General features: G+C 71.0%; 18 protein-coding genes. 5 read left to right on the forward strand and 13 right to left on the reverse strand.

What is annotated here, in order from left to right; translation table 11 throughout:
* Positions 1 to 425: 425 nt before the first annotated feature.
* Entirely contained in the window at positions 426 to 1,319 is an 894-nt protein-coding gene (locus AB0959_RS09870) for a glycosyltransferase (protein WP_366825975.1), read from the reverse strand.
* A 262-nt stretch (positions 1,320 to 1,581) separates the two neighbouring features.
* Entirely contained in the window at positions 1,582 to 3,159 is a 1,578-nt protein-coding gene (locus AB0959_RS09875) for a long-chain fatty acid--CoA ligase (RefSeq protein WP_366825815.1), read from the reverse strand.
* A gap of 534 nt (positions 3,160 to 3,693) precedes the next feature.
* On the opposite strand from AB0959_RS09875, the gene AB0959_RS09880 reads away from it, so the two are divergent.
* The 4 genes from AB0959_RS09880 (at position 3,694) to AB0959_RS09895 (ending at position 8,026) form a co-directional block, all read left to right on the forward strand.
* Positions 3,694 to 5,004 (forward strand): extracellular solute-binding protein, encoded by a 1,311-nt coding sequence (locus AB0959_RS09880; protein ID WP_366825816.1) that lies wholly within the window; start codon positions 3,694 to 3,696, stop codon positions 5,002 to 5,004.
* Positions 5,005 to 5,119: 115 nt separating this feature from the next.
* Positions 5,120 to 6,055, forward strand: a complete 936-nt coding sequence (locus AB0959_RS09885; RefSeq protein WP_366825817.1) for a sugar ABC transporter permease — start codon at positions 5,120 to 5,122, stop codon at positions 6,053 to 6,055.
* Positions 6,052 to 7,074, forward strand: a complete 1,023-nt coding sequence (locus tag AB0959_RS09890) for a carbohydrate ABC transporter permease (RefSeq protein WP_366825818.1) — start codon at positions 6,052 to 6,054, stop codon at positions 7,072 to 7,074. The genes AB0959_RS09885 and AB0959_RS09890 overlap by 4 nt, the downstream gene beginning before the upstream one ends.
* Positions 7,075 to 7,654: 580 nt before the next feature.
* Complete coding sequence (locus AB0959_RS09895; protein ID WP_366825819.1) at positions 7,655 to 8,026, forward strand: hypothetical protein; 372 nt, start codon at positions 7,655 to 7,657, stop codon at positions 8,024 to 8,026.
* 91 nt (positions 8,027 to 8,117) lie between these two features.
* Here the strand turns inward: AB0959_RS09895 and AB0959_RS09900 are convergent, their stop codons facing one another.
* The 8 genes from AB0959_RS09900 to AB0959_RS09935 form a co-directional block, all read right to left on the reverse strand.
* Positions 8,118 to 9,371, reverse strand: coding sequence for an extracellular solute-binding protein (locus tag AB0959_RS09900; protein ID WP_366825820.1), 1,254 nt, complete (start codon positions 9,369 to 9,371; stop codon positions 8,118 to 8,120).
* Positions 9,368 to 10,396, reverse strand: a complete 1,029-nt coding sequence (locus AB0959_RS09905) for a hypothetical protein (protein ID WP_366825821.1) — start codon at positions 10,394 to 10,396, stop codon at positions 9,368 to 9,370. The genes AB0959_RS09900 and AB0959_RS09905 overlap by 4 nt, the downstream gene beginning before the upstream one ends.
* Complete coding sequence (locus AB0959_RS09910; protein ID WP_366825822.1) at positions 10,393 to 11,820, reverse strand: VWA domain-containing protein; 1,428 nt, start codon at positions 11,818 to 11,820, stop codon at positions 10,393 to 10,395. Before AB0959_RS09910 ends, AB0959_RS09905 begins: the two co-directional genes overlap by 4 nt.
* Before the next feature lie 519 nt (positions 11,821 to 12,339).
* On the reverse strand, positions 12,340 to 14,649 hold the full coding sequence (locus tag AB0959_RS09915) for a tetratricopeptide repeat protein (protein WP_366825823.1): 2,310 nt from the start codon (positions 14,647 to 14,649) through the stop codon (positions 12,340 to 12,342).
* Positions 14,650 to 14,704: 55 nt separating this feature from the next.
* Positions 14,705 to 16,177 (reverse strand): serine protease, encoded by a 1,473-nt coding sequence (locus tag AB0959_RS09920; RefSeq protein ID WP_366825976.1) that lies wholly within the window; start codon positions 16,175 to 16,177, stop codon positions 14,705 to 14,707.
* Positions 16,178 to 16,341: 164 nt separating this feature from the next.
* A complete protein-coding gene (locus AB0959_RS09925) occupies positions 16,342 to 16,725 on the reverse strand; it encodes a hypothetical protein (protein WP_366825824.1) in 384 nt (127 codons plus the stop codon).
* Between the two features lie 14 nt (positions 16,726 to 16,739).
* Complete coding sequence (locus AB0959_RS09930) at positions 16,740 to 16,889, reverse strand: hypothetical protein (protein WP_366825825.1); 150 nt, start codon at positions 16,887 to 16,889, stop codon at positions 16,740 to 16,742.
* 52 nt (positions 16,890 to 16,941) lie between these two features.
* Entirely contained in the window at positions 16,942 to 19,407 is a 2,466-nt protein-coding gene (locus AB0959_RS09935) for an MMPL family transporter (protein WP_366825826.1), read from the reverse strand.
* A 121-nt stretch (positions 19,408 to 19,528) separates the two neighbouring features.
* On the opposite strand from AB0959_RS09935, the gene AB0959_RS09940 reads away from it, so the two are divergent.
* Positions 19,529 to 20,143: a TetR family transcriptional regulator gene (locus AB0959_RS09940; RefSeq protein WP_366825827.1), complete on the forward strand. Its 615-nt coding sequence runs from the start codon at positions 19,529 to 19,531 to the stop codon at positions 20,141 to 20,143.
* A gap of 177 nt (positions 20,144 to 20,320) precedes the next feature.
* Here AB0959_RS09940 and AB0959_RS09945 read toward each other — a convergent pair whose 3' ends face one another.
* From AB0959_RS09945 to AB0959_RS09955, 3 genes are all read right to left on the reverse strand, one after another.
* Positions 20,321 to 21,226, reverse strand: coding sequence for a ThiF family adenylyltransferase (locus tag AB0959_RS09945; protein WP_366825828.1), 906 nt, complete (start codon positions 21,224 to 21,226; stop codon positions 20,321 to 20,323).
* Positions 21,226 to 22,284, reverse strand: a complete 1,059-nt coding sequence (locus tag AB0959_RS09950) for a hypothetical protein (RefSeq protein ID WP_366825829.1) — start codon at positions 22,282 to 22,284, stop codon at positions 21,226 to 21,228. The genes AB0959_RS09945 and AB0959_RS09950 overlap by 1 nt, the downstream gene beginning before the upstream one ends.
* A 113-nt stretch (positions 22,285 to 22,397) precedes the next feature.
* Positions 22,398 to 23,642 (reverse strand): acyl-CoA dehydrogenase family protein, encoded by a 1,245-nt coding sequence (locus AB0959_RS09955; protein WP_366825830.1) that lies wholly within the window; start codon positions 23,640 to 23,642, stop codon positions 22,398 to 22,400.
* Positions 23,643 to 23,664: the final 22 nt, after the last annotated feature.

Here is a 23,664-nt window from a genome sequence, read left to right on the forward strand (position 1 = left end):
TCCTACGACGACTTCGCGCCGCCCATTGGCCATATGTTAGCGATCCGTTGGCGCCACCTGATGTGATCACTACATCGGTTCTGGCCCCGTCGCGGCGCGCGTGTGACGCGCAGCTCGGGGGAGTGTCGCCGCCGCGGCCGGATCCGGAATCATGCGGGGCCCCGGTCGCTGGGGGTGGGCGACCGGGGCCCTCGTGCGGTTACGGGGCGGGCAGGGGGACGGCGGCCGGCGGTTGCGGAACGCGGTGGGTTCGGGAGCTGGGCGGGCGTCCGGCGTCTGGCCGAATACCGCCGCCCGTTCGGCGGGTCGACGGGTCGGCGGGTCGGCGGGTCGACGCGACGCGCAGCGGGGTCTGACGAAGCGCTGTTGGACGAAACGCTGTTGGACGAAGCCCTGTTGGACGAAGCCCTGTTGGAGAAGCGCTACTAGATGACGGGTGGCCGCCCAAGCCGCGTGAGCCGCCACACCGTGCGCCACCGCATGGGCCGCCGTTCGCCGCCGGACTCGCGCCAGCCCTCCACGAAGCCGCCGAACCACGCCCGCAGGCCGCCCCGCGACCGGACGCGCAGGAGCGTGAGCACCACCCATACGCCCAGGTGGACGGGGACGAGGGGCAGCGGCAGTCGGCGGCGGGTGAGCCAGACGCGGTTGCGGGCGTTCACGCGGTAGTAGATGGCGTGCCGGGCGGGCGAGGTCTTCGGGTGCTGGAGCAGCAGTTCGGGGGCGTACAGCACGGTCCATCCGGCGTCGACGGCCCGCCAGGCCAGGTCGGTCTCCTCGTGCGCGAAGAAGAACTCGGCGGGCCAGTCCCCGATCTCGGTGAGCATGGCCATGGAGAGGGCATGCCCACCGCCGAGGAACCCCGTGACGGGGCCGCCCCGCATCGGGTCCTTCGCGCCGATCCTCGGGACGTGCCGGCGCTGGGTCTCCCCGGTCTCGTCGGCGATCCGGAACCCCACGATGCCGAGCCGCGGATCGTGGGCGTACAGGTCCCGCACCCGCCGCAGCACGTCCGCGTCGACGAGCAGGCCGTCGTCGTCCAGCTCGACGACGACGTCGACGTCCCCGAACTCACGCAGTTGCCCGAGGGCGACGTTGCGGCCGCCCGGGCAGCCGAGGTTCTCCTCCGTCTCGATGAGGGTGACCTCGCCCGGCAGGCCGAGGCGCTCGGCGAAGCCGGACAACGGGCAGCCGTTGCCGACGATCACGATCCGCTCGGGGGCGACGTCCTGTTTGGCCACGGACATGAGCAGTGCGTCGACCTCGGCGGGCCGGTTCCCCATGGTCACGACGGCGACGGCAATCCGGGGGTCCACCAGCTCCACCTCGTCTCATTCGGCTTTCCATGCCCCGGCTGCCACTCACCGCCGGGCGCCACCGTCCAGTACGTCACCGAGGACGGCGCCGTTCGTTCCGTCGGTGTTCGTTCCGTCACCGTCCGGTCGTCATCGGTACGACGCACCAACGATGCCAGCAGCGACCGATGCCCGGCGTTAACGAAGAGGGCGATTCGCGTTCGCTGGTTCTCTTTGTTCCGTAAAGGGTTCTTCCACCGGCGACTTGGCGCGAAGGCAGGACCGGTCAAGACGTGCGGGTGGGCTGCTGGGCGTCGGCCCACTGGCGCAGCTCGGCCTTGGCGAGCTTGCCGCTGGCGTTGCGGGGCAGGGCGTCGATGAGCAGGATCCTGGTGGGGAGCTTGTAGCGCGCCAGATGGCCGCCCGCGAAGTCCCGTACCTCCTCCACCGTGGGCTCCGTACCGGCCGCGCAGGACAGGACGGCGAGGACGGTCTCGCCCCACGTGGGGTCCGGCACGCCGATGACGGCGGCCTCCAGGACGCCGGGGTACTCGGCGAGGACGCGTTCCACCTCGGCCGGGTAGACGTTCTCCCCACCGCTGATGATCATGTCCTTGAGGCGGTCGACGATGTAGTAGAAGCCGTCCTCGTCCCGGTGGGCGATGTCGCCCGAGTGGAACCAGCCCATGTCGTCGAAGGCCGCGCGGGTGGCGTCCGGGTCGTCCCAGTAGCCGGACGTCACGTTGGGGCCGCGGACGCAGATCTCGCCGCGCACGTCGGCGCCGTCGATCCCGGCACCGGTGCCGGGGTGGGTCAGCCGGACCTCGGTGTACGGCATCGGCAGGCCCGCCGATCCCGTCTTCTCCAGGGTCAGCCCGGCCGGCAGATACGTGGCGAAGGGCGCCGTCTCGGTCAGCCCCCAGGCCTGCTGGAGCAGGACGCCCCGCTCGGCGTAGTGCCGGATCAGCTGCGGCGGTACGGGGGCTCCGGCGACGATCGCGGACCGCAGGGCGCCCAGGTCGGCCTCGGCGAAGCCGGGCACGCGGGCGAGGGCCGCGAACATGGCGGGCACGGCGAACACGCTGTTCACCCGGTGGCGGACCAGGTCGTCCAGGCACTGGGCGGGGTCGAAGCCGCGGCGCAGGACCACGGTGCCGCCCCGTACGAGGGTGCGCAGGGTGAGGGCGTTGAGTCCGCCGATGTGGAAGAGCGGGGCGACGGCCAGGTTCACGTCGTCGCTGCGGGTGTCCACGACACTGTCGACGTTGACGGCGTTCCACCAGAAGTTGCCGTGCGTGAGCATGACGCCCTTGGGCCGGCCGGTGGTGCCGGAGGTGTACATCAGGGCCGCGAGGTCGTCGTCGTACAGCGCGACGGGTTCCCGTACGGGCCGGTCCGGGCCGCGCAGTGAGGACAGCGGCGTCCACACCTCGGCGGGCGTCGGCGCGGCGGGGGACCCGGGGTCGGTGTCGACCAGGACGTGGTTGCGGGCGGGGACGCCGGCCAGGACCGACTCCACGAGCTCGCGGTGCCCCTCCTCGACGACCAGGGTGTGCGCGCCGCAGTCGTTCAGGATGTGGCGCACCTCGTCGGCGGCGAGCCGGAAGTTGACCGGGACGAAGACCGCGCCGAGGTGGGCGGCGGCGAAGAGCGTCTCCAGGAAGGTGACGCTGTTGAGGCCGAGGTAGGCGATCCGGTCGCCGCGGCGCAGCCCGCTCTCGGAGAGGCCGGCCGCGAACGCACCGACGGTGCGGCTGAGCTCACCCGCGGTGATCTCCCGGCCCTCGTGGACGACGGCGGCCGGGGAGGGATGCCGCGCTCTTCGGTGCAGTGCGGTGGCGGGGCTGATGTCGACGGCGGCCATGGCGTCGGCTCCTTCAACTGGCTGTCGGGAACTGGCTGCCGAAGTCGGCGCTTCTGGCGAAGGACGCGGTGGGCGTACGGTCCCGCAGGCCGAGGCAGGTGGTGACCAGCTCCTCCTCCGAGGGGAGCGTACGTCGCCGGGGACGGTCGGACCACCCTCCTGGAGATCGTCGACCAACCCCGCGCCCCGGCCCCCCGGAGGGGCGGGGAATTCAGTCAGAAGCGCATGTCAGGTGCGCATGTCATGGACGTGCCTTTTTTCAGAATTGGCGAAACCGCGTCCATTCAAGAAGTGCCGAATCCGAACCGAATCAAACAATTCCCCGCCCCAGCCGCCGCAAAAACATCACCGTCCGGAATCGACAGCCTCGGACACCTCGACACCGTGCTCCCGAATGCCCGACACTCTGCGACAAGAACATCGGATGTATCGGAGATGGCGAGTATGAGAGGCAGTGGCTTTACCGAAACGGCAACGGATGCGGTGACCTCTCCGCACAGGCTTCAGCGTTCCACCACACGAGGCTTTGCCGCCGTGGCGGCGGTGGGTGTCACTCTCGCACTCGCCGCCACCGGATGCGGTAATTCATCGGATGGCCAGAGCGCCGACGGCCAGACAACGATCACTGTCCAGCAGCAGGCCGGTGACAACAACGTGGCGATGATGAAGAGCGCGGCGAAGCTCTTCGAGGCGGCCAACCCACAGGTAAAGGTCAAGATCCAGATCATCACCGTGCAGACGAAGAACACCACGAACGCGAATGTCCTCAGCGGTTCCAATCCACCCGACGTGGGTGTCGTCCCGACCAACAGCGCCGCCTACGGCCAGCTGGTGAAAAGCAGGAAACTGCTTCCGCTGGAGGACGTCTGGGCGTCGTCCGATCTGAAGTCCCGTTACGGCGGCGCCATCGCCTCGGCTCTCACCGCACCGGACGGAAAGCACTACGTCGTCTCGATCGACAGCGTCTACTACAGCCTCGTCTACTACAACAAGGAGCTGTTCAAGAAGGCCGGGATCACCGTGCCGGCCGACCACCGGATCGAGTCGGCGGACCAGCTGTACTCGATGGTGAAGGCCCTGAAGAAGACCGGCAAGCAGGGCCTCGGACTCGGTGGGAAGTCCGGGTACGCGGCGAGCTGGATGCTGGACGCCCTGCTCCCCACCTCGGCCTCCGCGGACCAGCTCAAGAACTACCTGTCCTCCTGGCAGTCGTCCGCTCCGGAGAGCTCCAAGTACACCGACCCCGCCTTCGTCGACGCGGTCTCGCAGCTGAACGACTACCGCAAGCACGGCATCTACCAGGACGGTTTCCTCGGCGCCGACACCCCCGCGGTCGAGGCGGCCTTCCAGAACGGCCGGCTGGGGATGGCGATCGACGGAAGCTGGCAGGCCGCCGTCTTCCGCAAGGTCATGAAGTCCAACGTGGGCTGGCTGCTGCTGCCGCCGGTCAACGGTTCCGCCAAGACCCAGGTGACGGCCTATGCCGGTGACGGCCTGGGCATTCCGGTGGGAGCCAAGCACCAGGCCGCCGCGAAGAAGTTCCTCGAGTTCTTCATGACGGAGAAGAACCTGGCGCAGTCGGTGATCAAGGCCGGCGGGAACCTGGCCCCGGTGAACGACATGCCGGACTCCGCCCACGCCCAACTGGACCCACTCGTCCAGGAGATGCTGGCCGACGTCAAGGCCAACGGAGCCCAGTCGGGGTGGACCTCCACGGTCCCGGGCACGCTGGGCCAGGGGTTCTTCGACCCGCTGATCCAGTCGATGTACGCAGGTCAGGCCACCCCCGCGGCGATCTGCGCCAAGCTGGAGGCCCAGCTCGCCGAGACCCGGTCCGGGAACTGACCCGCCCGGGATTTTTCATGCCCTGGTGTGGTGGCTCCTACCACCACACCAGGGCGCTCAAGCCGGTTCGATCACCCATCCAGTCTCACCCCTCCAGTCGGTTGGAGTGCCTGACATGACCGCTGTCCACGAGGCCGGGGCGCGAGCGACGGCCCACGCCCGCCCGTCCCGTCGCCCCCGCCTGCCGCGCAAGGCCGTCACCGCCCTGGCCGTCGCGCCCGCGGGGCTGCTCATCCTGGCCTTCGCGGGGTATCCGCTGGTCCAGTCGGTGTGGCTCAGTCTGACCGACTGGTCCGGCATCGGGTCCGCCCACTTCGTGGGTCTGCGCAACTTCCGCGCCGCCTTCTCGGACGGATCGGTGGCGCACTCCACCCTGGTGACCGTCCAGTTCGCGTTCCTCACGGCGGCGGGCACCGTCGTCGTGGCGACCCTGCTGGCGGTGGCGGTCAGCGCCGGGGCCAGGGGATCGGCGTTCTACCGGATCGTGTGGTTCCTCCCCGGCATCGCTCCGGTGACCGCCGTCGCCATCTTCTGGGCGCAGAGCATGGCGCCGCAGCAGGGGGCGGTCAACGTCGTCCTCGGATGGCTGGGCCTCGGCGACACGCACGCCTGGCTGGCGGGGACCTCGACGGCCATCTATCCGACGATCGGCGCGGCCGTGTGGGCCGGGGTCGGATTCGCCTTCGTCCTGATCCTCGGGGCGACCGAGCAGATCGACGTCTCGCTGTACGAGGCGGCGACCATCGACGGGGCGGGCAGGGTCCGGCAGTTCGTCTCCATCACGCTGCCCATGATCCGGCCCGTGCTGACGGTCACCACCATGCTGGAGGTGGTCTGGGCGGCGAACGGCTTCACCATGGTCTGGGCCATGACCAACGGCGGTCCGGGTAACGCCACCACCACCCTTCCGGTGCTGATCTACCAGCAGGCCTTCCAGTTCACCAACTACGGGCTGGCCAGCGCCATGGCCGTACTCAGCGGTGTCGCCCTGTTCGTCCTGGGGCTGATCGGCCTGCGGATGAGCACCTCACGGCAGGGGGCGCAGGCATGACGGCCAGCACGGGCATGACAGGTAGCACGGGCACGGGCGGCACGGGCATGACAGCCGACGCCGGGAAGCCAGGCGGCGCCGGGAAGACAGACAGCACCGGGAAGACAGACAGCACCGGCAGGACCGGTGGCACCGGCGGCACCGGCAGGACAGGGGGCACGAGGGGCGCGGGCCTGCCCCGTGTGAGGCGTGTGCTGACCACCGGTGGCGCCCAACTGCCGCTCGCGCTCTGGACGCTGGTGACCCTCGCCCCGTTCGTGATGATCACCCTGCTGAGCTTCCGCGACAACGGGGACATCTACTCCCATCCGCTCGGCTTCGGCGGCAGCTACCACCCGTCCAACTTCAGCGGTGCCTGGAGCGGGCCGCTCGGCTCGGCCGGGATGAGGGCGTTCTTCTCCAACACGGTCACCGCCGCGCTCACCGCCCTGGTGGTGAACCTCTGCGCCGGGACCACCGCCGCGTACTTCGCCACCCGGCTCTCCCCCAGGCAGCGCACCTGGTACCTGCGGCTGTTCCTGCTGGGCACCGTGGTGCCGTTCGTCCTGCTGCTGATCCCCTACTACCGCGCGTACAACGCCCTCGGCCTGATGGACAGTCCGGTGGCCCTGGGTGTCGCGTACGGCGCTCTGGGACTGCCGACGACCGTGCTCGTCCTCAACGCCTTCTTCACCGACTTCCCGAAGGAGATCACCGAGGCCGCGGCTCTGGACGGCCTCGGCGACTTCGCGGCCTACCTGCGGATCGTCCTGCCGCTGTCCCGGGGAGCCATCACCGGCGTGTCCATGCTGCTGCTGGTCTGGGTGTGGAGCGAGACCCAACTGGCCATCGTGCTGCTGCAGGACGCGGCCAGCCAGACGGTCGCGGTCGGGCTGCTCGGCTTCCAGTCGCAGTTCACCTCCGACCTGGGCCCGCTCTTCGCCGGCCTGACCATCTCCATGCTGCCGATCCTCCTGCTCTATCTGGTCCTCAACAGGTTCATCAGCAAGGGCATCGCCCTCGGCGGCGCCATCCGCTAGCGCGCACGACCGCGAACGCGGAGGGAGGGTGGGCGCGTTGGGGAGGAACCGTGGGGAGGGACCATAGGGGCACTCTTGACGCCGCCATGATCGACTAGCCGGCTGGGCCGTTCGATGGACGCGTGGCGGGGGGGGGACGCACATGAGCGGGTCGCTGGGGCGTCACCGGCGGCGCGGCGGCGGTCGTCCTGGGCGGGCTCGGCATCGCCGGGTACGAGGCCGTGTCCGCCGACGACGAGGTGTGCTGCGCGCTCCCGAAGCCGTTGCAGGGCGTGCCGCGCGGCCCCGACGGGGAGATCGACGTCGCCTCGCAGTCGGTGCGGACCACGGTGCTGACCGGCCACGACTTCTCGCTGCACGTCCGCCCGGGCGGCGACGCCGACGACTGGGAGGTCGCGGAGGCGGGCGAGTCGGGGAAGGTCCTGCGCGCCAAGGGCGAGAAGACCGTCAAGGGCACGCACTACTTCACGTTCCGGGCGCTGAAGCCCGGCACGGCGCGCGTCGTGCTGAAGGAGACCGACGGCGACCGCACCATGACGTACCCGGTCGAGGTCAGGGGGACAGCATCCAGGGCACCGTCGTGGCCCGGGATCCGAAGGCGGAGTACAGCGAGGCCGCCGACTCGTCGGAGTACCGCAGGCTCGACGGGGACTTCGCGGGCACGGTCACCGTACGGCCCGGCGAGCGGTTCCTCGTCGCCAACCGGTACTCCAACCAGCCGGGCTACACCTGGAAGGTCACCAAGGAGCCGGACGGCACGGTGGTGGGCCTGCGGCCCGGACCGCCACGCACCACCGGTGCCCCGGCCGCCGACCGCCGACCGCCGACCGCCGGGACTGGTACGGCTTCACCGCCCGCGAGTCCGGCACGACCACGGTCGAACTCTCCGGCTGCCACCACTGCGGGTACGACAGCGGTCCCACGTCGGCCGAGAGCGGGAAGTTCTCCGTGACGAAGAGGCTGACCGTGGTCGTGCGCTGACCGTGCTCGCGCGCTGACCGTGCTCGTGCGCTGACCGTGCCGGTCGCGCGTCCCCGGGGCGCTCACCGCGTGCTGCACACCGTCCGTGGTGCCGAACCGCTGGTGCGCTGCTCGTCCTGCACCTCCTGCACGTCCTTCAGGAGACCCCGTATGCCGAGGTCCTCACCGGCGGCGGCCCTCGCGATGGTCAGCAGGACGGCCTCGTAGAAGGCGTCTCGCACGGTGGGTGCCATCACGTCCGAGGCGTCCAGGCAGCGGGGGCCCTTCCCGGTGAGCCGTCGGGCGATGTCCTCCTCGACCGCGCCGCCGTGCGCCCGCACCAGGCGGTTCGCCGAGAAGACGCCCGCGGTCTCGGCCCACTTCTGCTGGCCCTCCCGGGAGGCCAGCCGTTCGATCAGCGCGCTCGCCTCGGGGCGGTCGCTGAACAGCGCGGCGAAGTCGCCGGTCACCTCGTGGGCCCGTACCTCGTGGCGGCCACCGGGCAGCAGCGGAGCGGAGTCCGTCAGCTTCGCGTGCGTACGCATCGACCGGTAGAAGGAACGGGCGAAGGAGCCCTGGTGCTCCAGGGAGCAGCCGTCCGGGCCGTCGAACAGCAGCCCGTTCTTGTCGGGCTCACCGCGGTGATCGGTGAGCAGGGCACGCCGTGCCGCCTCCTTGTCCTGCCGGAGCAGACCGGCCCATGCCTCCCACGCGGTGCGCACCGCCTTCCCGGTCCACTCCCCTCCCTCCTCCCCCAGCGCCCACTTCCCGTAGACGTCAGGACCCTCCCGTTGCAGCACGAGGTCCTCGATCCAGTCGCTGCCGGGCCAGCCGGAGGCGCCGTCCTCCCCCATGCCCATGCACCAGCTCTTCAGCGGTGCCGGTGCACGGGCGGGCGGGTCGTCCTCGCGGTACCAGACGATGCTCTTCAGGTCCGCCTTGACCGGGACCCAGTACACGTGTCCCGCGGACTCGCTCACCGACTTCCAGGGCGAGCCGTACTCCTCCTCCGAGAAGAGGTCGTCGAGCGATTTGAGGCGCTGTTGGTCGGCGTACTCCGCCAGCTCCCCCACACCGGGCATGATCGCGATGTCCGGGGGCTCCCCCGACTGCACCTTGGACAGCAGCACCTCGCGCTGGGCCGCGGTGCCCTGGTACTCGAAGGGGATGCCGAAGTCGCGCAGCACCGTCTCGAACTGGTCCGCCTGGTCGTCGGTCCACGGCCCGAGGATGGTCACCGGGTCGTCGTCCTGCTGCGCCCAGACCACCACCATGCTGCCGGCGGAGAGCAGCATCAGCACCACGAGGAACACCAGCACCTTGAACCGACGGGTCACGGTCGCCTCCCGTAGTCGCTCTCGAGCCGAAGACCGAGCCCCGCCGCCGGCAGGACGACGAGCAGCAGGCCCCCGATCAGGGCGCCCTGGTACACCCCGTAGGTCCAGGCGTCATCGGCCAGTTCCCGCCGGACCTCGTCGGACTTGTCCGCGACGGACTGCTGTGCCTCGTCCAACCCCGGGCCGCAGCAGTGTTGTCGGGAGACTTCGGTGATCTGTCGCAGGTCCCCGGCCACGCTGTCGAGGTCTTTCTGCGCGGAGGACATCGTCAGCAGCGGGACTGTCGCGAGCAGCACGGTGAGGGCGAAGGCCGCGATCAGGTACGGGTTCCAGTCGCGCCCGCAGCGGTCGCGCAGCACGAACAGCGCGGAGAGCAGGGTCAGCGCCAGGCCCGCCAGGGCGAGTTCGGCGATCCACCAGCCGCCGCGCTGCAGCCACCCCATCGTGGCGGTGGCTTCGACACGCTTCATCTGGACCCGCTGCAGTTCGTGCAGGCGGGGTACGAGCCCCACGTCCGGGCGGGTGAGCAGCGAGCGCGCCTCGGCGAGCTTCTGCTGCCGCATGAGTGGCTGGTCGCGGTACATGGCCGTGCCGAGGCTGATCGAGTTGCCGTACGTGGCGAGCAGCCCGTTGACGGTGCCGAGGTCCTGGTCCGTCCGGTCCGCGATCCGGGACAGCCCCTGGTCGGCGGCGGACAGCTGGGCCCGGTACGTCTCGCCCGAGCCGGCGACGCCGACGGGGTTGGGGTCCCCCAGGTCGTGCGCCTGCTCGTAGGCCCGCAGCACCGCGAGCCGGGCGGCGGCGAACCCCTGCACGGCCGGCGCCTCCCGGGACTCGAACGCCGCGGCGCCGCCCTGGATCTTCCAGCAGGACAGGAACAGGGCGCTCGCCCCCACGAGCGCGAACGTCACCAGGACCAGCAGGTGCGCCTTCAGCAGTCGACGAGTACGGAAACGGCTCAGGCGCCCGCGCCAGAAGGCGGCGGGGGAGTATCCGCTCCAGGAGGTGGCGCTTCCGGTCGTCACAGCAGCTTCTCCCCGCAGACGATGCAGTAACGGGCCTCGCTCCCGGCCGGAGTGGCGCAGTTGCCGCAGCGCGGGCCGGGCTGTGGGCCGACGGTGTCGGTCAGGGGTGCGCCGGGACGGGACCCGGCGCGCAGGATCATCGGGGCGAGCGTGTGGGCGTCGATGGCGGTGCGCAGCCGGACCCGCCCGGCGGGCGCGTCCTCGATGTCGGCGACCGCGCCGATCTCGTCCAGCACCCAGTCCGTGCCGAACTGCGCCGCCAGACGTGCGGCCCGCCCCAAGTGACCTTCGGCGGCGTCCCGTTGGTGCTCCCGCAGAGCGACCAGCCCGCGGCGCAGGGCGTCGCGCATCACGGCGGTGGCGTTCAGGCTGCGCACGATGTCACCGCCCGAACCGCTCGAACCGCCCGAGCCGCCCGAGCCGCCCGCCGGGGCCTGGGGCGGCGGCTGCTCGGGGCGGTGCCAGCGGGCGACGACGGGTGCGTGGACATCGCCGACGGAGACCATGGCGAACTGCAGGTCGGTCTCCAGCGGGTCGGCGTCGGCGTCCGCGACGAGGGTGAGCAGGTAGTCACGGCTGCCCTGCTCCCACTGGTAGGTCGGGAAGCTCCAGCGGTGCGACCGGCCGGGCCGGCGCAGCCCGCCGAGGCGGTGCGGCCGGGGCGCCCTCTCGCTCAGCGCGACCTGGCGCACGGAGGGCCGTACGGCCACCTCGACCGGCAGTTGGGGAGCGTGCACCCGGCGCAGCCGCTGGATGGCGGCGGTGACGGCCCGGCCGAGGCCCTCGCCCACGGACTCGGCGGTGCCGTGCAGCCGTTCGGCGAGGGTCAACAGGGGTTCGGGAGCCCAGTCGGCGCCCACGGCGAAGACGTCGCAGGTGAAGTGCCCGGCGCAGGCGTCCAGTTCCTCCTCCAGGCGGGTCTCGCCCGGGGCGCTGCTGCCGTCGGTGATCAGCAGCAGATGGCGTACGGACAGCGGGCGGGCGGCGAGCAGGGCGCGTGACGTGGCCGCCCAGGCGGCGTACCCGGCGGGGCGCGGGCCGTCCCGGTGCAGCGGGAGCGCTCCCGCGCTGAAGGCGGCCCGGCGCTTCACGTCGTGGTCGGCGACGGCCCACTCGTCACCGTCCCGCGGATACCACCGCACGGGCTGCGGGCCGCCGCCGAGCACGGTGAAGGAGATCCCGTCGGGCAGGGCGCGCAGGGCGGCGGGCAGCGCGTGCCGGACGGCCGCCCGGTGCTGCTCGGCGACGTCCACCGCGATGATCACGGCGAGTTCGATCGCGGGCAGGGCGGCGGGAGCGCCGGTGGCGGCCACGTCGACCCGCAGGTGTGCCTCGATCTTCGCGCTGCGATGCGGTCGCAGGTCGTGTCCGAGGTCGACGCTCAACCGGATGTCCGGCTGCGACGGCCGGGTGTGGCTGCTCATGTCGTACGTCACCGCTCCTCCCCCTTCGTCACGGTCCGGACCGCGTGGGGGCGTCCGGTCTTTGGCTGCCGTGTGTCGCTGCCGTGCGTTGGTGCTGTGCGGGTGTGTCGCTGCCGTGCGTTGTCGCTCTGCGGGTGTGTCGCTGCCGTGCGTTGTCGCTCTGCGGGTGTGTCGCTGCCGTGCGTTGGTGCTGTGCGGGTGTGTCGCTGCCGTGGGTCGCTGCCGGGTGGTCTTTCGCTGTCGCGCGGGTCTTCGTCTGCCGTGCGGGTCTGTCGCTGCCGTCCGGTCTCCGGCTGTCGCCCTCCGGACCGTCGCTGCCGTGCGCAATTCGCTGCCGTGCGGGCTTTCGCGCCGCGCGGGCTTTCGCGCCGTGCCGGCTTTCGCGCCGCGCGGGCTTTCGCTGACGTCCTCCTCCTGCCGTCCTCCGGTCCGTCGCTCACCGTGCGGGCTTCGCTGCCGTCCTCCTGTCCATCACCGCCGCGCGCTCTCGCTGCCGCGCGGGTCTCCGTTGCCGTGCGGTCAGATCAAGGTCTGGGGTCGTACCGCGTGCATGAGGTCCACGAGGTGTTCGTGGGCCTCGCGCGGCTCCCGGTGGCGTGCGGCCAGTTGCCGGTAGTGCGATTCGATCTCCTTGCGCAGCGCGCGCTCCTGGTCGCTCAGGTGTCTCAGGCCGCGGGCGTCGAGCCGTCCGGCGTCCCCTCCCGGAGGGCCGGGCCGGTCGCTGCGGCTGTACAGGGCGTCCAGCTTCCATTCGAGGAGTTCGGTCCTGAGGCGCAGCGCCTCGTCCTCGGACAGGCTCGGCTCGCCGGCGCCGGGTTCCTGGCTCACGAGGCCGCGCAGTTCGGACAGCGCCGCGTCGACCTCGGTGGGCGCGGGCAGCGGTTCACCGTCTCCGGGCAGCCGGGCCGCGCGGATGCGCAGGGAGGCGATGCGGGCGACTGTGTGGTCCAGGGTGCCGGGGCGCACCCGGCCGAGCACGTCGAGGGCGGCCCGGCGATCGCCCGCGCGGAGCGCGAGCCGGGCGAGACCCAGGGCCGCGCCACCGTGGGCGGGGTTGCGGGCGAACACGGCCTCGTACAGTTCCTTGGCGGTGGGCCCGGCCTTGTCGTCGCCGAGCCGCTCCCCGCAGTAGGCGAGGGCCAGTTTGGGCGCGTACTCGCCGGGAAGTTCGAGGCGGACCCTGGTGAAGTGGGCCTTGGCATCGGCGACCCGCCACGGGGCGTCGTCCAGGCCGGCGCGGCACAGCGCGACCAGGGCGCGGTGCCACTCCAGCCGCCACCGGCGCACGGCGGACGGCCCGGGAAGGGAGTCGGCCGTGTCGAGCTCCTCCTGGGCCAGCTCCAGGTCCTCCCACGTGTTGCGGCCCAGCAGGACGCGCACGTTGTGCAGGTGGATCTCGACCGAGGGCGGCTTCTCGTCCTCCTGGCCGAGGAGCACACCGGGGTCGTAGCCACTGCTCACCTCGAACCGCGCGGTCTGCGGATCGCCCGGGTAACGCCTCGGCAGCGGCAGACAGCGCCCTATCTCGGTGGGCGTGGGGGCGCCGAGGTCGAGGGCGGGGGCCACGGGAGCCTCGTACCGGTCGCGACGGGGCCGGTCCAGCCAGTGCTCGATGCCCGGTACGGTCCCGAGGCGGGCGCCGAGCAGCTGCGGGGAGGGCCGGAAGTAGTCGGAGGGCTCGGGCGGGTCGCTCTTGCCGCGCAGGGCCCTGATCTCCCGCAGGGCACCCCGCAGTTGGCCCGCCATCTCCCGGGCGTCGGCGAAGCGCCGGCCGGGGTCTCTGCGGGTGGCGCGTTCGACGACCCCCCATAAGGAGGCGGTGCCGAGCCCGGGCACCTCGTCCACGGCCCAGCCGGCGAGTTCCCGCAGGGTGACGCCGACGGTGTGCAGGTCGTGGGCGACGGTGGGCACGGCCGAGGACCCGGTCTCGGGCGCCATGTAGTCGGGCGTGACGTGGGCGGGAGGCTGGCTCTGGCCCTGTTCGCGCATGCCGCCGAGATCGATGACCTTGACGCCGTCCCCGTGGTGCACGACGTTCGAGGGCTTCATGTCCCCGTACACGAAGACCCGTTCACCGCCGGCGTGCAGATGGACGAGGGCTTCGAGGATCTGGCAGCCGTACGCGGCGACGTGCTCGATGTCGAGGACCGACTCACCGCGCCGGGTCTCCTCGACGACTTTCGCGAGGGTGCCGTCGCCGACGTCGTCCATGACGATGTAACCGCCGGTGACCTGTCCGGTGCCGTCGCGCCGGGCGACGAAGTCGCGGATCTGGACGATGCGGGGGTGGCGGATGGCGACGAGGTTGCGGCGTTCGACGTCGGCGAGCCGGGCGCCGTCCTGTTCGTAGCGGTTGAGCAGTCCCTTGACGGCGACGACGTCACCGAGATGGGAGTCCTCGGCGAGATACACCCAGCCCTGGCCGCCGTGCGCGATGGGTCCCATGATCCGGTACTGGTCGCGCAGCACGTCGCCCTCGGCGAGTTCGGGCCGGTACGAGTAGGGCTCGCCGCAGGCCGGGCAGTGCCCCTCGACCGGCACCGGACCCACGGTGTAGGGCGGTGCGAAGGTGATGCCGCACTCGGTGGACGAGCAGCTCATACGGATGCGCAGCGGCGCCTCGGAGTGGATGAGGCGTTCCTGTGCGGGGCGCGGCGCGCGCTCGGGCAGCGCGAGGAGCTCGTGAGGGCCGAAGGCGCCCGGGTCCTCGGGGAGTACGGGCAGCCGGGGGCCCTTCTCCGCGCGGCCGCACTCGGCGCAGTAGCCGGTGGGCAGTACGGCTCCGCCGCAGAGAGCTCCGGTGAAGCGCCGGTGCGGGCAGGTCGTCATGGTCTCGTCGTCCCCCTCCCTCTCCCCCTCCCCCGCCCGGGCCGGGCGGAGCACCTCATGCCCGGTCTCCCCGGTCTCCCCGGTCTCCGGGACGCCGCAGGTCGGCGCGCAGGGTCCTGATCAGTTGCCGCGCCCGGGTGAGCTGCTGCAGCGGATCCGTCAGGTCGTCGATCAGGCGGCGCTCGCGTCGGCGGCGGTCAGCCGTCTCGGTCATGAAGCCGAGGGAAGCGCTGTCCACCACGCCGAGGCGGACCGCACGGCTGAACTCCGCGCGCTCCAGGCGGTCGAGCAGCGCGTCCGCGTGGTCGAGGAGCGCGGGCCGCAGGAGTTCGTCACGGGCCGCGGTCCAGCCGGTGCCGCCCTCGTGCCGGAAGACGAGCAACAGCCGGAAGCCGAACGTCCGCAACCGGGACAGGAGTTCGATCAGCGGGCCCGGCTCTGGTTCCTCGTCGAGTCCGTCCACGAGGACGGTGACCTGACGGCCGGGCTCGAGGGCGGGAGTCTGCCCGGACCGGGGCGCGGGTCCGGGTCCGGATCTGGGCTTGGGCCCGGGCCCGGGCCCGGCTCCGGATCTGGGTCCGGGTCCGGGTCCGGATCTGGGTCCGGGTCCGGATCTGGGCTTGGGCCCGGATCTGGGCTTGGGTCTGGCGCCGAGTAACCAGTCCCAGTACGCCAGGTACTGCCCGGGCGGGAAGGTGATGTGGCCCAGGGCGTGGTCGGCGAGGTCCGGCCTGCTGGAGGCGCCGCCGCGGTAGACGAGGTGGGCGCGGTGCAGCAGATGGCGCAGGGAACGGTCCTTGCCGCTGCCCGGCCCCACCACGGTGATCTTCACCGGATCCTCGTCCGGATCCTCCAGCCACCGGGTCAGCCGCTCCCCGAAGTCGTGGTCCCACGCCTGCGGGCCGCTCAACTCCGCGATGATCGGCGACAGTTCGGCGATACGGTCGACAGGGATCAGGTACGAGACGGCGAGCCGGTTGTCCTCGGGCAGCAACGCGCCCATGTCGCCGCGCCAGCTGACGACGAGGCCGACCACGCGGGAGCGACGCCCTTCGTGCGGCCGGGTGCACACGGCGGCCCCGCTGAAGCCCGCGCGCACCACCTCGGCCTTGGTCACGGCGTCGAGTTGCACCCGCTCGCCGCTGGCCCCGCCGATACGGCCCCACAGGGTCAGACCGTCGTCGAAGCCCTTCGCGTAGCCGGTCGCGTACACCTCCATACCGGCCCACAGCCCGGATGCCAGCCGGGCCGGACGCGCCCGCGGACGCGGACTGTCCAGGCGCAGCACGGCGACGTCCTCGCCACCGTCGATCCCGGGCAGCCAGCCGCCGGGCGGCACCCGTGCGGCCACCGGCTCCAGATCGCTGTTCTCCGCGAACTCCAGCCACATCACGGCATCCGGCCGACGCACCACGTGTGCGCAGGTCAGCGCCGTGTTCTGGTCGACGAGCACACCGGCACCGCAGACAGGACCGTGCGCGTCCTCGCGCCGCAGCCTGAGTCTCCAGTCCGCGCGCAGTTCCCCCATACGCAGTTCCCCCATACTGCATCAGACTACGCGCGGAGCATCGTACGTCCCTAGACTCGTGAACCAACTTGAATGGGCCAACCAACGGAAAACGCCGGTGGATCGACACGGGGGATACGGAACCATCCGGCCCCCGGAGACGATTCCCCCTGCCCCGGGCTCCGCTACAGATGCCAGGTGACGGAGTCGTTGGCGGCGAGCAGGGCCGCGAAGACGGCGATGTCGGCGAAACCGAGGAACATGCCGAACCAGGCGCGGCACGGCCGCCTCGTGCCGCGCCCCAGCGCGAGCGTCGAGAACACGACGGCGGTGGGGCCCAGCACGAGGTTCCCCACCAGTAGTCCCGTGAGGCCGAACATGAAGGACGCCACGGCCATGCCGTCGGTGTCCTTGGCGCCGACGTCCTTCGTCCCGCCCGGAGCCTTCCCGCCCGGAGCCTTCCCGCCCGGAGCCATCCCGCTCGGCTCGGGCGCGGCCCGGTGCCGGCTCGGATCCTTCGACAGCCTGCACGTCCTGGCGGGCGACGGCCGGGTTGCGGTCAGCGGCATGGGGTCACACTCCTTCAGCGTCCGGTGAGGTGCTCGCGCACCAGGAAGACGGTCAGCCAGCCGCCGATGACCGCGCCGCCGATCAGGCTGACGTGGACCGGCAGTTGGGCGACGGCGCCCAGCATGGTGCCCAGCAGGAGGAAGGTGGCGATCAACGCGTCCATGTCCGTCCTTTCGTCGGTGTCCTCAGGTGTCCTTACGGGCGTGGCCCTGGGCCTACGTGCGTCCCGCCTCGGCGCGTTCGGGTTCCGAGGCGGCTTCGGCCCTCTCGGCGGCCGGCCGCCGAACGGGCGCCCCGTCGCCGCGGCCGGGGAACCACCAGTTCCAACGGCCCATCAGCCGCATCGCCGCCGGAACCAGCAGGAGCCGTACGAGCGTGGCGTCCAGGAGGATGGCGACAGCCATGCCGAAGCCCAGCTGCTGGATGGGCACGATCCCGGAGAACCCGAACGCCCCGAAGACCGCGACCATGAGCACGGCGGCTCCCGAGATCAGCGGTGCGGTCCGGGTGAGGCCGCGGGCCACGGACACCGTGTTGTCCCCGGTCGTCAGGTACTCCTCGCGGACCCGGTCGAGCAGGAAGACCTCGTAGTCGGTACTGAGGCTGAACAACAGCGCCAGCAGCAGGACCGGCACGAAGTTCTGCAGGTAGTCGGTCTGCTCGAAGCCGAGGAGCCCGGTGCCCAGGCCCTTCTGGAAGACCAGGACGAGCACGCCGTAGGTCGCGGCGATGGACAGCAGGTTCATCGCGATGGCCTTCAGCGGCAGCAGCAGCGACCGGAAGGTCAGCAGCAGGACGAGGTAGACGGCCGCGAGCATGATGAGGATGACCTGCGGCAGACCGTCCTGGATGACACGGTTGGCGTCGATGCCCTCGGCCGTCTCGCCACCGATCGCCGAGGTGAACGAGGAGGCGGGGAGCTTGTCCGCCTCCTCATGGACTCGGTCGAGCAGCTCCCGCGCCGCGTCGTCGGAAGCCGTGGTGTCCGGGACGACCTCCAGGACGAAGGCGCGGTCGCCCTCGGCGACGTAGTGCCGCACCGTGTCGCGGGCGTCGTCGGGCAGCCGGTCCAGGGAGGGCGCGGCCAGTGCCTTGAGAGGCGCCTGCGGGGAGGCGGACTCCAGGACGGGCAGGGCGGAGTCGACCCGCTCGACGTGCGGCAGCTTCTCCAGTCGGCTGCTGAAACGGGTGAGGTCCTCGGACCGCTCCGCCTCCCCCAGCGGTGCGCGGGAGCTGACGACCACCTGGATCGGGGAGGTGGCGCCGACCCCGAACGAGTCCTGCATGTGGTCGTATCCGACCCTGACGGACGAGGTCTCCGGCAGGATGCGGGCATCGGGGGAGAAGGTGCGCAACTGCGCGACGGGAGCCGCGAGCGCGACGAGGACCACACTGGCCGCGGTGAGGAAGAGCACCGGCTTGGCCATGACCTTCAGGGACAGGCGGAACCAGCGGCTGTTCTCCTCGCCGGCCACGGAACTCGTGGCGTCCGCGCGGTCGTCCGCGGCCGCGCGGTCGTCCGCGTCCGCGCGGTCGTCCGTCTCCCCCGCGGTACGCCGGTGCCGGAACCGCTCGCGCAGGCTCCTCGGCAGGCGGACGCGGCCCGCGTTGATGCGGTCTCCCAGCAGGTGCAGCAGCACCGGCAGGAAGAGGACGGTGGTCAGCACACAGAAGGCGACGACCACGACGGCCCCGAGGGCCAGCGAGAAGATGACGTTGAGGTCGATGAGGAAGAGGGTGCACATCGCCAGGACGATGGTGGCGCCGGAGGCGAGGACGGTGTGCCCGGAGGTACGCAGGGTCGCCGCCACGGCTGATGCGACGTCCTGCCCCCTGGCCAGCTGTTCCTTGAACCGTGTGATCACGAACAGTGAGTAGTCGACGCCTACGCCCAGTCCGAGCATGGTGGCGGCGTTCTGCACGAAGACCGACAACTCGTGGTGCTGGGCCACCGGGGCGAGGAGACCCAGGGTGAAGACGATGGCGGAGACGCCGACGGCCAGTGAGACCAGGGCGGCGGCGACGCTGCGGAACAGCAGCAGAAGGATCACGATGATCAGGGGCATCGTGATCAGCTCGGCCTTGGCCAGTCCCTCCTGGCTGAGCGTGTTGATTTCACCCCAGAAGGACGAGGGACTGACCAGGGAGACGTCGAGGTCCTGCCGGCCGAAACGCTCGTCCAGATCCGCCTGCACCTCGGGCAGTTCACGGCGCGCCGTGCCGTCGTCGAGATCCAGGGCCAGGGAGTCGATGACGGTGTGGTGGTCGTCGCCGGCGTAGTCGGACCGGTTCTGAGGGGTGAGGCTGGTCCAGCCGTGGCTGTCGGTGACCTTCAGCTCCGGTTCCGCCGTCACCTGCCGTGCTATGTCCCGGGCCCGCTGCTCGAACCGCGGGTCGTCGGACTCGTAGCGCTTGTCGTGGATGACGAGGGTGACCGTGGTCCGGCCCCTGCCCTTGAAGCCGTGTTCGAGCTGGCCTGCCGCCTTGGTGGAGTCGGCTCCCGGCACGTACCAGCCGCCACCGCTGAGCGAGTCGGCGATGGACGAGGCGCCCACGCCGCTGATCGCCAAGGCCACCAGCCACAGGACGAGCAGAGGCCAGCGGGCCTTTCTGATCAGCCGGGAAGCGTGGTGGGCGAGTCCTCCTGGGGGCTTCGGTTCGGCGGTGCGTGCGGACGACATGTGACGGCTCCCAGCGTTGGAGATGTCAGGGGGCAGGCTGGATAATGACGGAACTCCGAGTCGTACACCGACTTGGAGTCTGCAAACGACTCACAGTCGGTCAGTATTCTTTGGAGGAAACATGGCAGTCAAGTCACGACGTGAGGAGTACGCGGCGCTGACCCGCGCCGCGGTGCTGGAGGCAGCCGCGGAACTCTTCGCCGAGAAGGGCTTCGACGTCACCTCCGTCGACGACATCGCCGGCACGGCCCGCGTCAGCAAGGGCGCCGTCTACCACCACTTCGCGGACAAGCGCGCCATCTTCGACGAGGTCTTCCAGGTCAGCCAGCAGGGCGTCCTCGACCAGGTCGGGATCGCCCTGAAGGACCTCGGCGGCGAGGAGCCTTCGCCGTGGTCGGTCGCGCGTGCCGCCGTGCAGGGCTTCCTGGGCGCCTACGTCGCGGACGCGCGCCGGAGGTCACTGCTGCGCCAGTCCGCCGGCGTCCTCGGCGTGCAGCGCTGCCGGGAGATGGACGACGAGCTGGCGCTGCCCCTGGTGCTGGGACTGCTGAACCAGCTGGCCGAGCGGGGCGAGTTGCAGCCGGTGCCCATCGAGATGACGGCGACCGTGATCTTCGGAACGCTCTGCGAGGCGGCCACCGCACTGGCCTTCGCCGAAGACCACGAGCAGGCGGGCAAGGACGCGGCACAGGTGGTGGGCTACATGCTGTCCGGCCTGGTCAAGGAGGCTTCGTAAGGCCGACGGGTTGCGTACGGCCAAGGGCGCGGCGACGCCCCCGGCTACCGGACGGGACGGGGGCCCGGCGCCGCACGGCGCGCCGCGGGCAGGTTTCCCCACCCCCGGCGCGCCCGGCACGTGGTACGCCCCGCGTGCCGGAGGGACCGAACACGCGGAGCTCGGTGACGGGGTGCCTCAGCGGGCTGCCGCCGACGCCGCCGTCGCCGCCAGCTTGCGCAGCCCGCCGATCAGCTCGACCGGCCACCGCAACCCGGTGCGCACCCGCGCCGCCAGCGGCCGGGTCACGCCGTGGACGTCGACCGCCACGTCCTGGCGCACCGGTTCACCGACCAGGATCTGCGCGGTCATCCGGGTGCTGAGCGCGCCGAACAGCAGTGACGCGTACACCAGTTGCGGCACGCTGTAGCCCTCCTCGCCCAGGTGTTCGCGCGCGTCGCTGATCATCTCCAGCGGGATGTACCGCGTGGGTACGGCACGGTAGAGCAGGGACCAGATACCCGTCCGTTCGACGTCTCCCGCCGTGATCCTGCCGTCGAAAGGGGAGGAGCCGTCGCAGCGGTAGTCGTAGAACCTGATGTACTGGGTGCCGGCCATGTCGTATCCGGTCAGTACGGGGCGGCGGGAGCGGACCGCGGCCTCATGGAGGAGGTACTTGGCCCGCCAGCCGGAACGTTCGGTGACGTCCACACCGTCGATCACCACGGACGCCCCGCTGACGAGGGCCTCGGCGTTGTCGCCGGTGACGCCTTCGGTGACCACCTCCACCCGGGCGTGCGGGTTGACCGACAGGACGCGCTCGGCGGCCACTTCCGCCTTGTGGCGGCCGATGTCGCCGTAGGCGGCATGCTGCCGGTTGAGGTTGTTCAGTTCGAACTCCCCGACATCGGCCAGGAGGAAGTCCTGTACGCCGATCCGAGTCAGGGGTTCCACCGCGGCCCCGCCCGTCGAACCGCAGCCGGCGACGAGGACACGGGCCCGGGACAGGGCTTCCTGCGTCCGCTCGGGGACGAACCCGCGGTTGCGTTCGGTGAACTCCTCGTAGAAGTCGCGGCCGGGCGCGGACTCATGGGTGAGGGCCATCAGGCGGCCACCTCCCCGGCCGCCGCGTCCGCGCGGGGAACCGTCCGGCCCACTCGCCGCTCGGCGTCCGTGTACCGCACCGACCCGGTGAGTTGTGCCATGAGTTCGCGCAGCGCGCGGAACGGGGAGTCGGACGCGGCGGCCCGCTCCAGCAGCCGGCCGCGCCGGTCGACTTCCTCCGCCGCCGGCGCCCAGGCGTAGAACGGGAGGACCTTCTCCCTCGCCGTGTACATGGGATGCATGACGTTCTGCCGGTTCAGGCGGGGCTCGGTGCCCAGCAGGAGACGCACGTCGAGTCCGAGCAGCACGAGGTGGCGCAGGGCCACATGCTCCTCCACGTCACCGATCAGCAGCCGGGTCGGGCACCCTTCCAGCCGGGACGCCCGGGTGAGGGCGGCCAGCAGTTCGAGTGTGATCCGCAGCCGTAACGAGCGGTCGGTGACGGCGTGGGCGTGTACGAAACGCTTGACCTCCCTGACCGCGTGCGTGGTCAGGTCCCCGGCCTCGCGCAGCACGTCCTGCAGACGCACGTCGTGGGCCTGCTCGCACGGGAACGGGTGCCGGTCGGCGGCGTTCAGCGGCCTGGGTTCGGGATCCTTGGTGTGGGCAAGAGCCACGTACCCGAGGATGCGGCCGCTGGCCACGTCGGTGGTGATCACATGCAGGTCCGCCGGGTGGAACTCCCGCACCGGCTCACAGAACAAGGACCGGCTGAAGACGAGGTCCTCGCTGGCGAAACCGGCCCTGAGGTACTCGGAGAGCCGGAATCCGGCCAGCCCGACGAGGTACCGCTCGGGTATGGACTCCGAGCGGGCGACGGACGTGACCACCCCGCGCCCGTGATCGGAGCGGTAGAGGCACGCGTCGGTCCTTCGGAGTTCCGCGTCCAGGCGGCCGAAACTCTGTCGGCTGTGCAGTCGGAGGATGTCCCTGATGTACCGCTGCCGTGCTCCCTCGGACGGTCCGGCGGCGCGATGGTCGCCGGACAGGCCGAGCGGCACGTTCCAGGGACGGAGAGCGGCCGCGCCACCGGCCATGGAATCGGCATTCCTGCCCATGAGTTGCCCTACCTGCCTTGCCTGCCTTGTTTGCCTTGTTTGCCTTATTGCCTTGCTTGCCTTGCTTGCCTTGCCTGGCTTGCTGGCCTCGCCTTCCTTGTGACGGGGCGGGGTCAGAAGTCGTCCTCGGCGTACAGCGACTCGGTGATCGCCAGCGCGAGAACCTCAGGGGTGCCTTCGTAGATGCGAGCACCGAGGGACTCCCGTACGAACTTCTCCATGCCGTACTCCCGCAGGTAGCCGCGGGCGCCCATCAGCGACATCGCCTCCTGGGCCACGTCGATGGCGACGCGGTCCGCGAAGAGCTTCGCGGTGGCCGGCTCGAACACCGGGGCGGGGATCTCCGTGTCCGCGGTGTGGGCCGCCTTGAGGTACATCAGCCGGGCCGCCTCGATCCGCGCGGCCATCTCGGCGAGCTTGCGGGCTGAGAACTGGTGCTCGTACAGCGGGACTCCGCCCTGAACGCGGTCGGCGCACCACTGCTTGGCGATCTCGAAGGCGCCCCGTGCGATACCGGTGGAGATGGCGGCGACTGTGGCGCGCGCCATGTTCATCTGCTGGATGTTGATGAGCATGCCGTTGCCCTCGCCGGCGACGACGTTCTCCGCCGGCACCCGCACCTCGTCGAACACCAACTCGCTGCCGAGGCAGGCCCGGTACCCCATCTTGTCGGCGACCGGCCCACGGGTGACGCCCGGGGAGTCCAGCGGCACGATGAACGCCGTGAGGCCGGTGGCGCCCGGGTGTCCTTCGACGTTCGCGTAGACGGAACCGAATTCAGCGACCTTGGCGTTGGTGATGAAGCGCTTCCGCCCGGTGAGCAGGTAGCTGTCGCCGTCCCGTCGGGCCTGGACCACATCGGTGGCGTGCTCGGCGTTCTCCGGTATGAGCAGGTCGCAGCCCGCCTGGTCCTCGGTGATCGCGTTGCAGGCCAACACCGGGTCGTCACCGGAGAACAGCGGCAGGAAGCGGGACTGCAGCTGCGGATCGCCGGAGAGCAGGACCGGGGCCTGGCCCAGCAGGGTGGCTCCGAAGATCAGGGCGGTGCCGGCGCAGACTGCGGCGATCTCCTCCAGTGCCACCGCGACCCCGAGGACGCCGAGCCCCAGACCGCCGTACTCCTTCGGCACGACCAGGCGGAACAGACCGGCCTCATGGCCCCTGCGGACCAGCTCCCGGTCGAAGTCGTCGTGCGGGGCGCGGTCGTTCTCCACGGCCTTGGGACGGACCTCCGTGTCGACGAATTCCCGTATGCGCTGCCTGAGTTCCTGGATCTGCCGCGGCTCGTCGAGGAAAGCGCCGCTGTCGGCGGTGATGTCAGGGGTGAGGTCGGGGGTGATGGCGGGGGCGTTGCCCATGCTGTGATGAACCTCTTACTGG

Source organism: Streptomyces sp. NPDC046862 (assembly GCF_040704615.1).
Classification (GTDB): domain Bacteria; phylum Actinomycetota; class Actinomycetes; order Streptomycetales; family Streptomycetaceae; genus Streptomyces.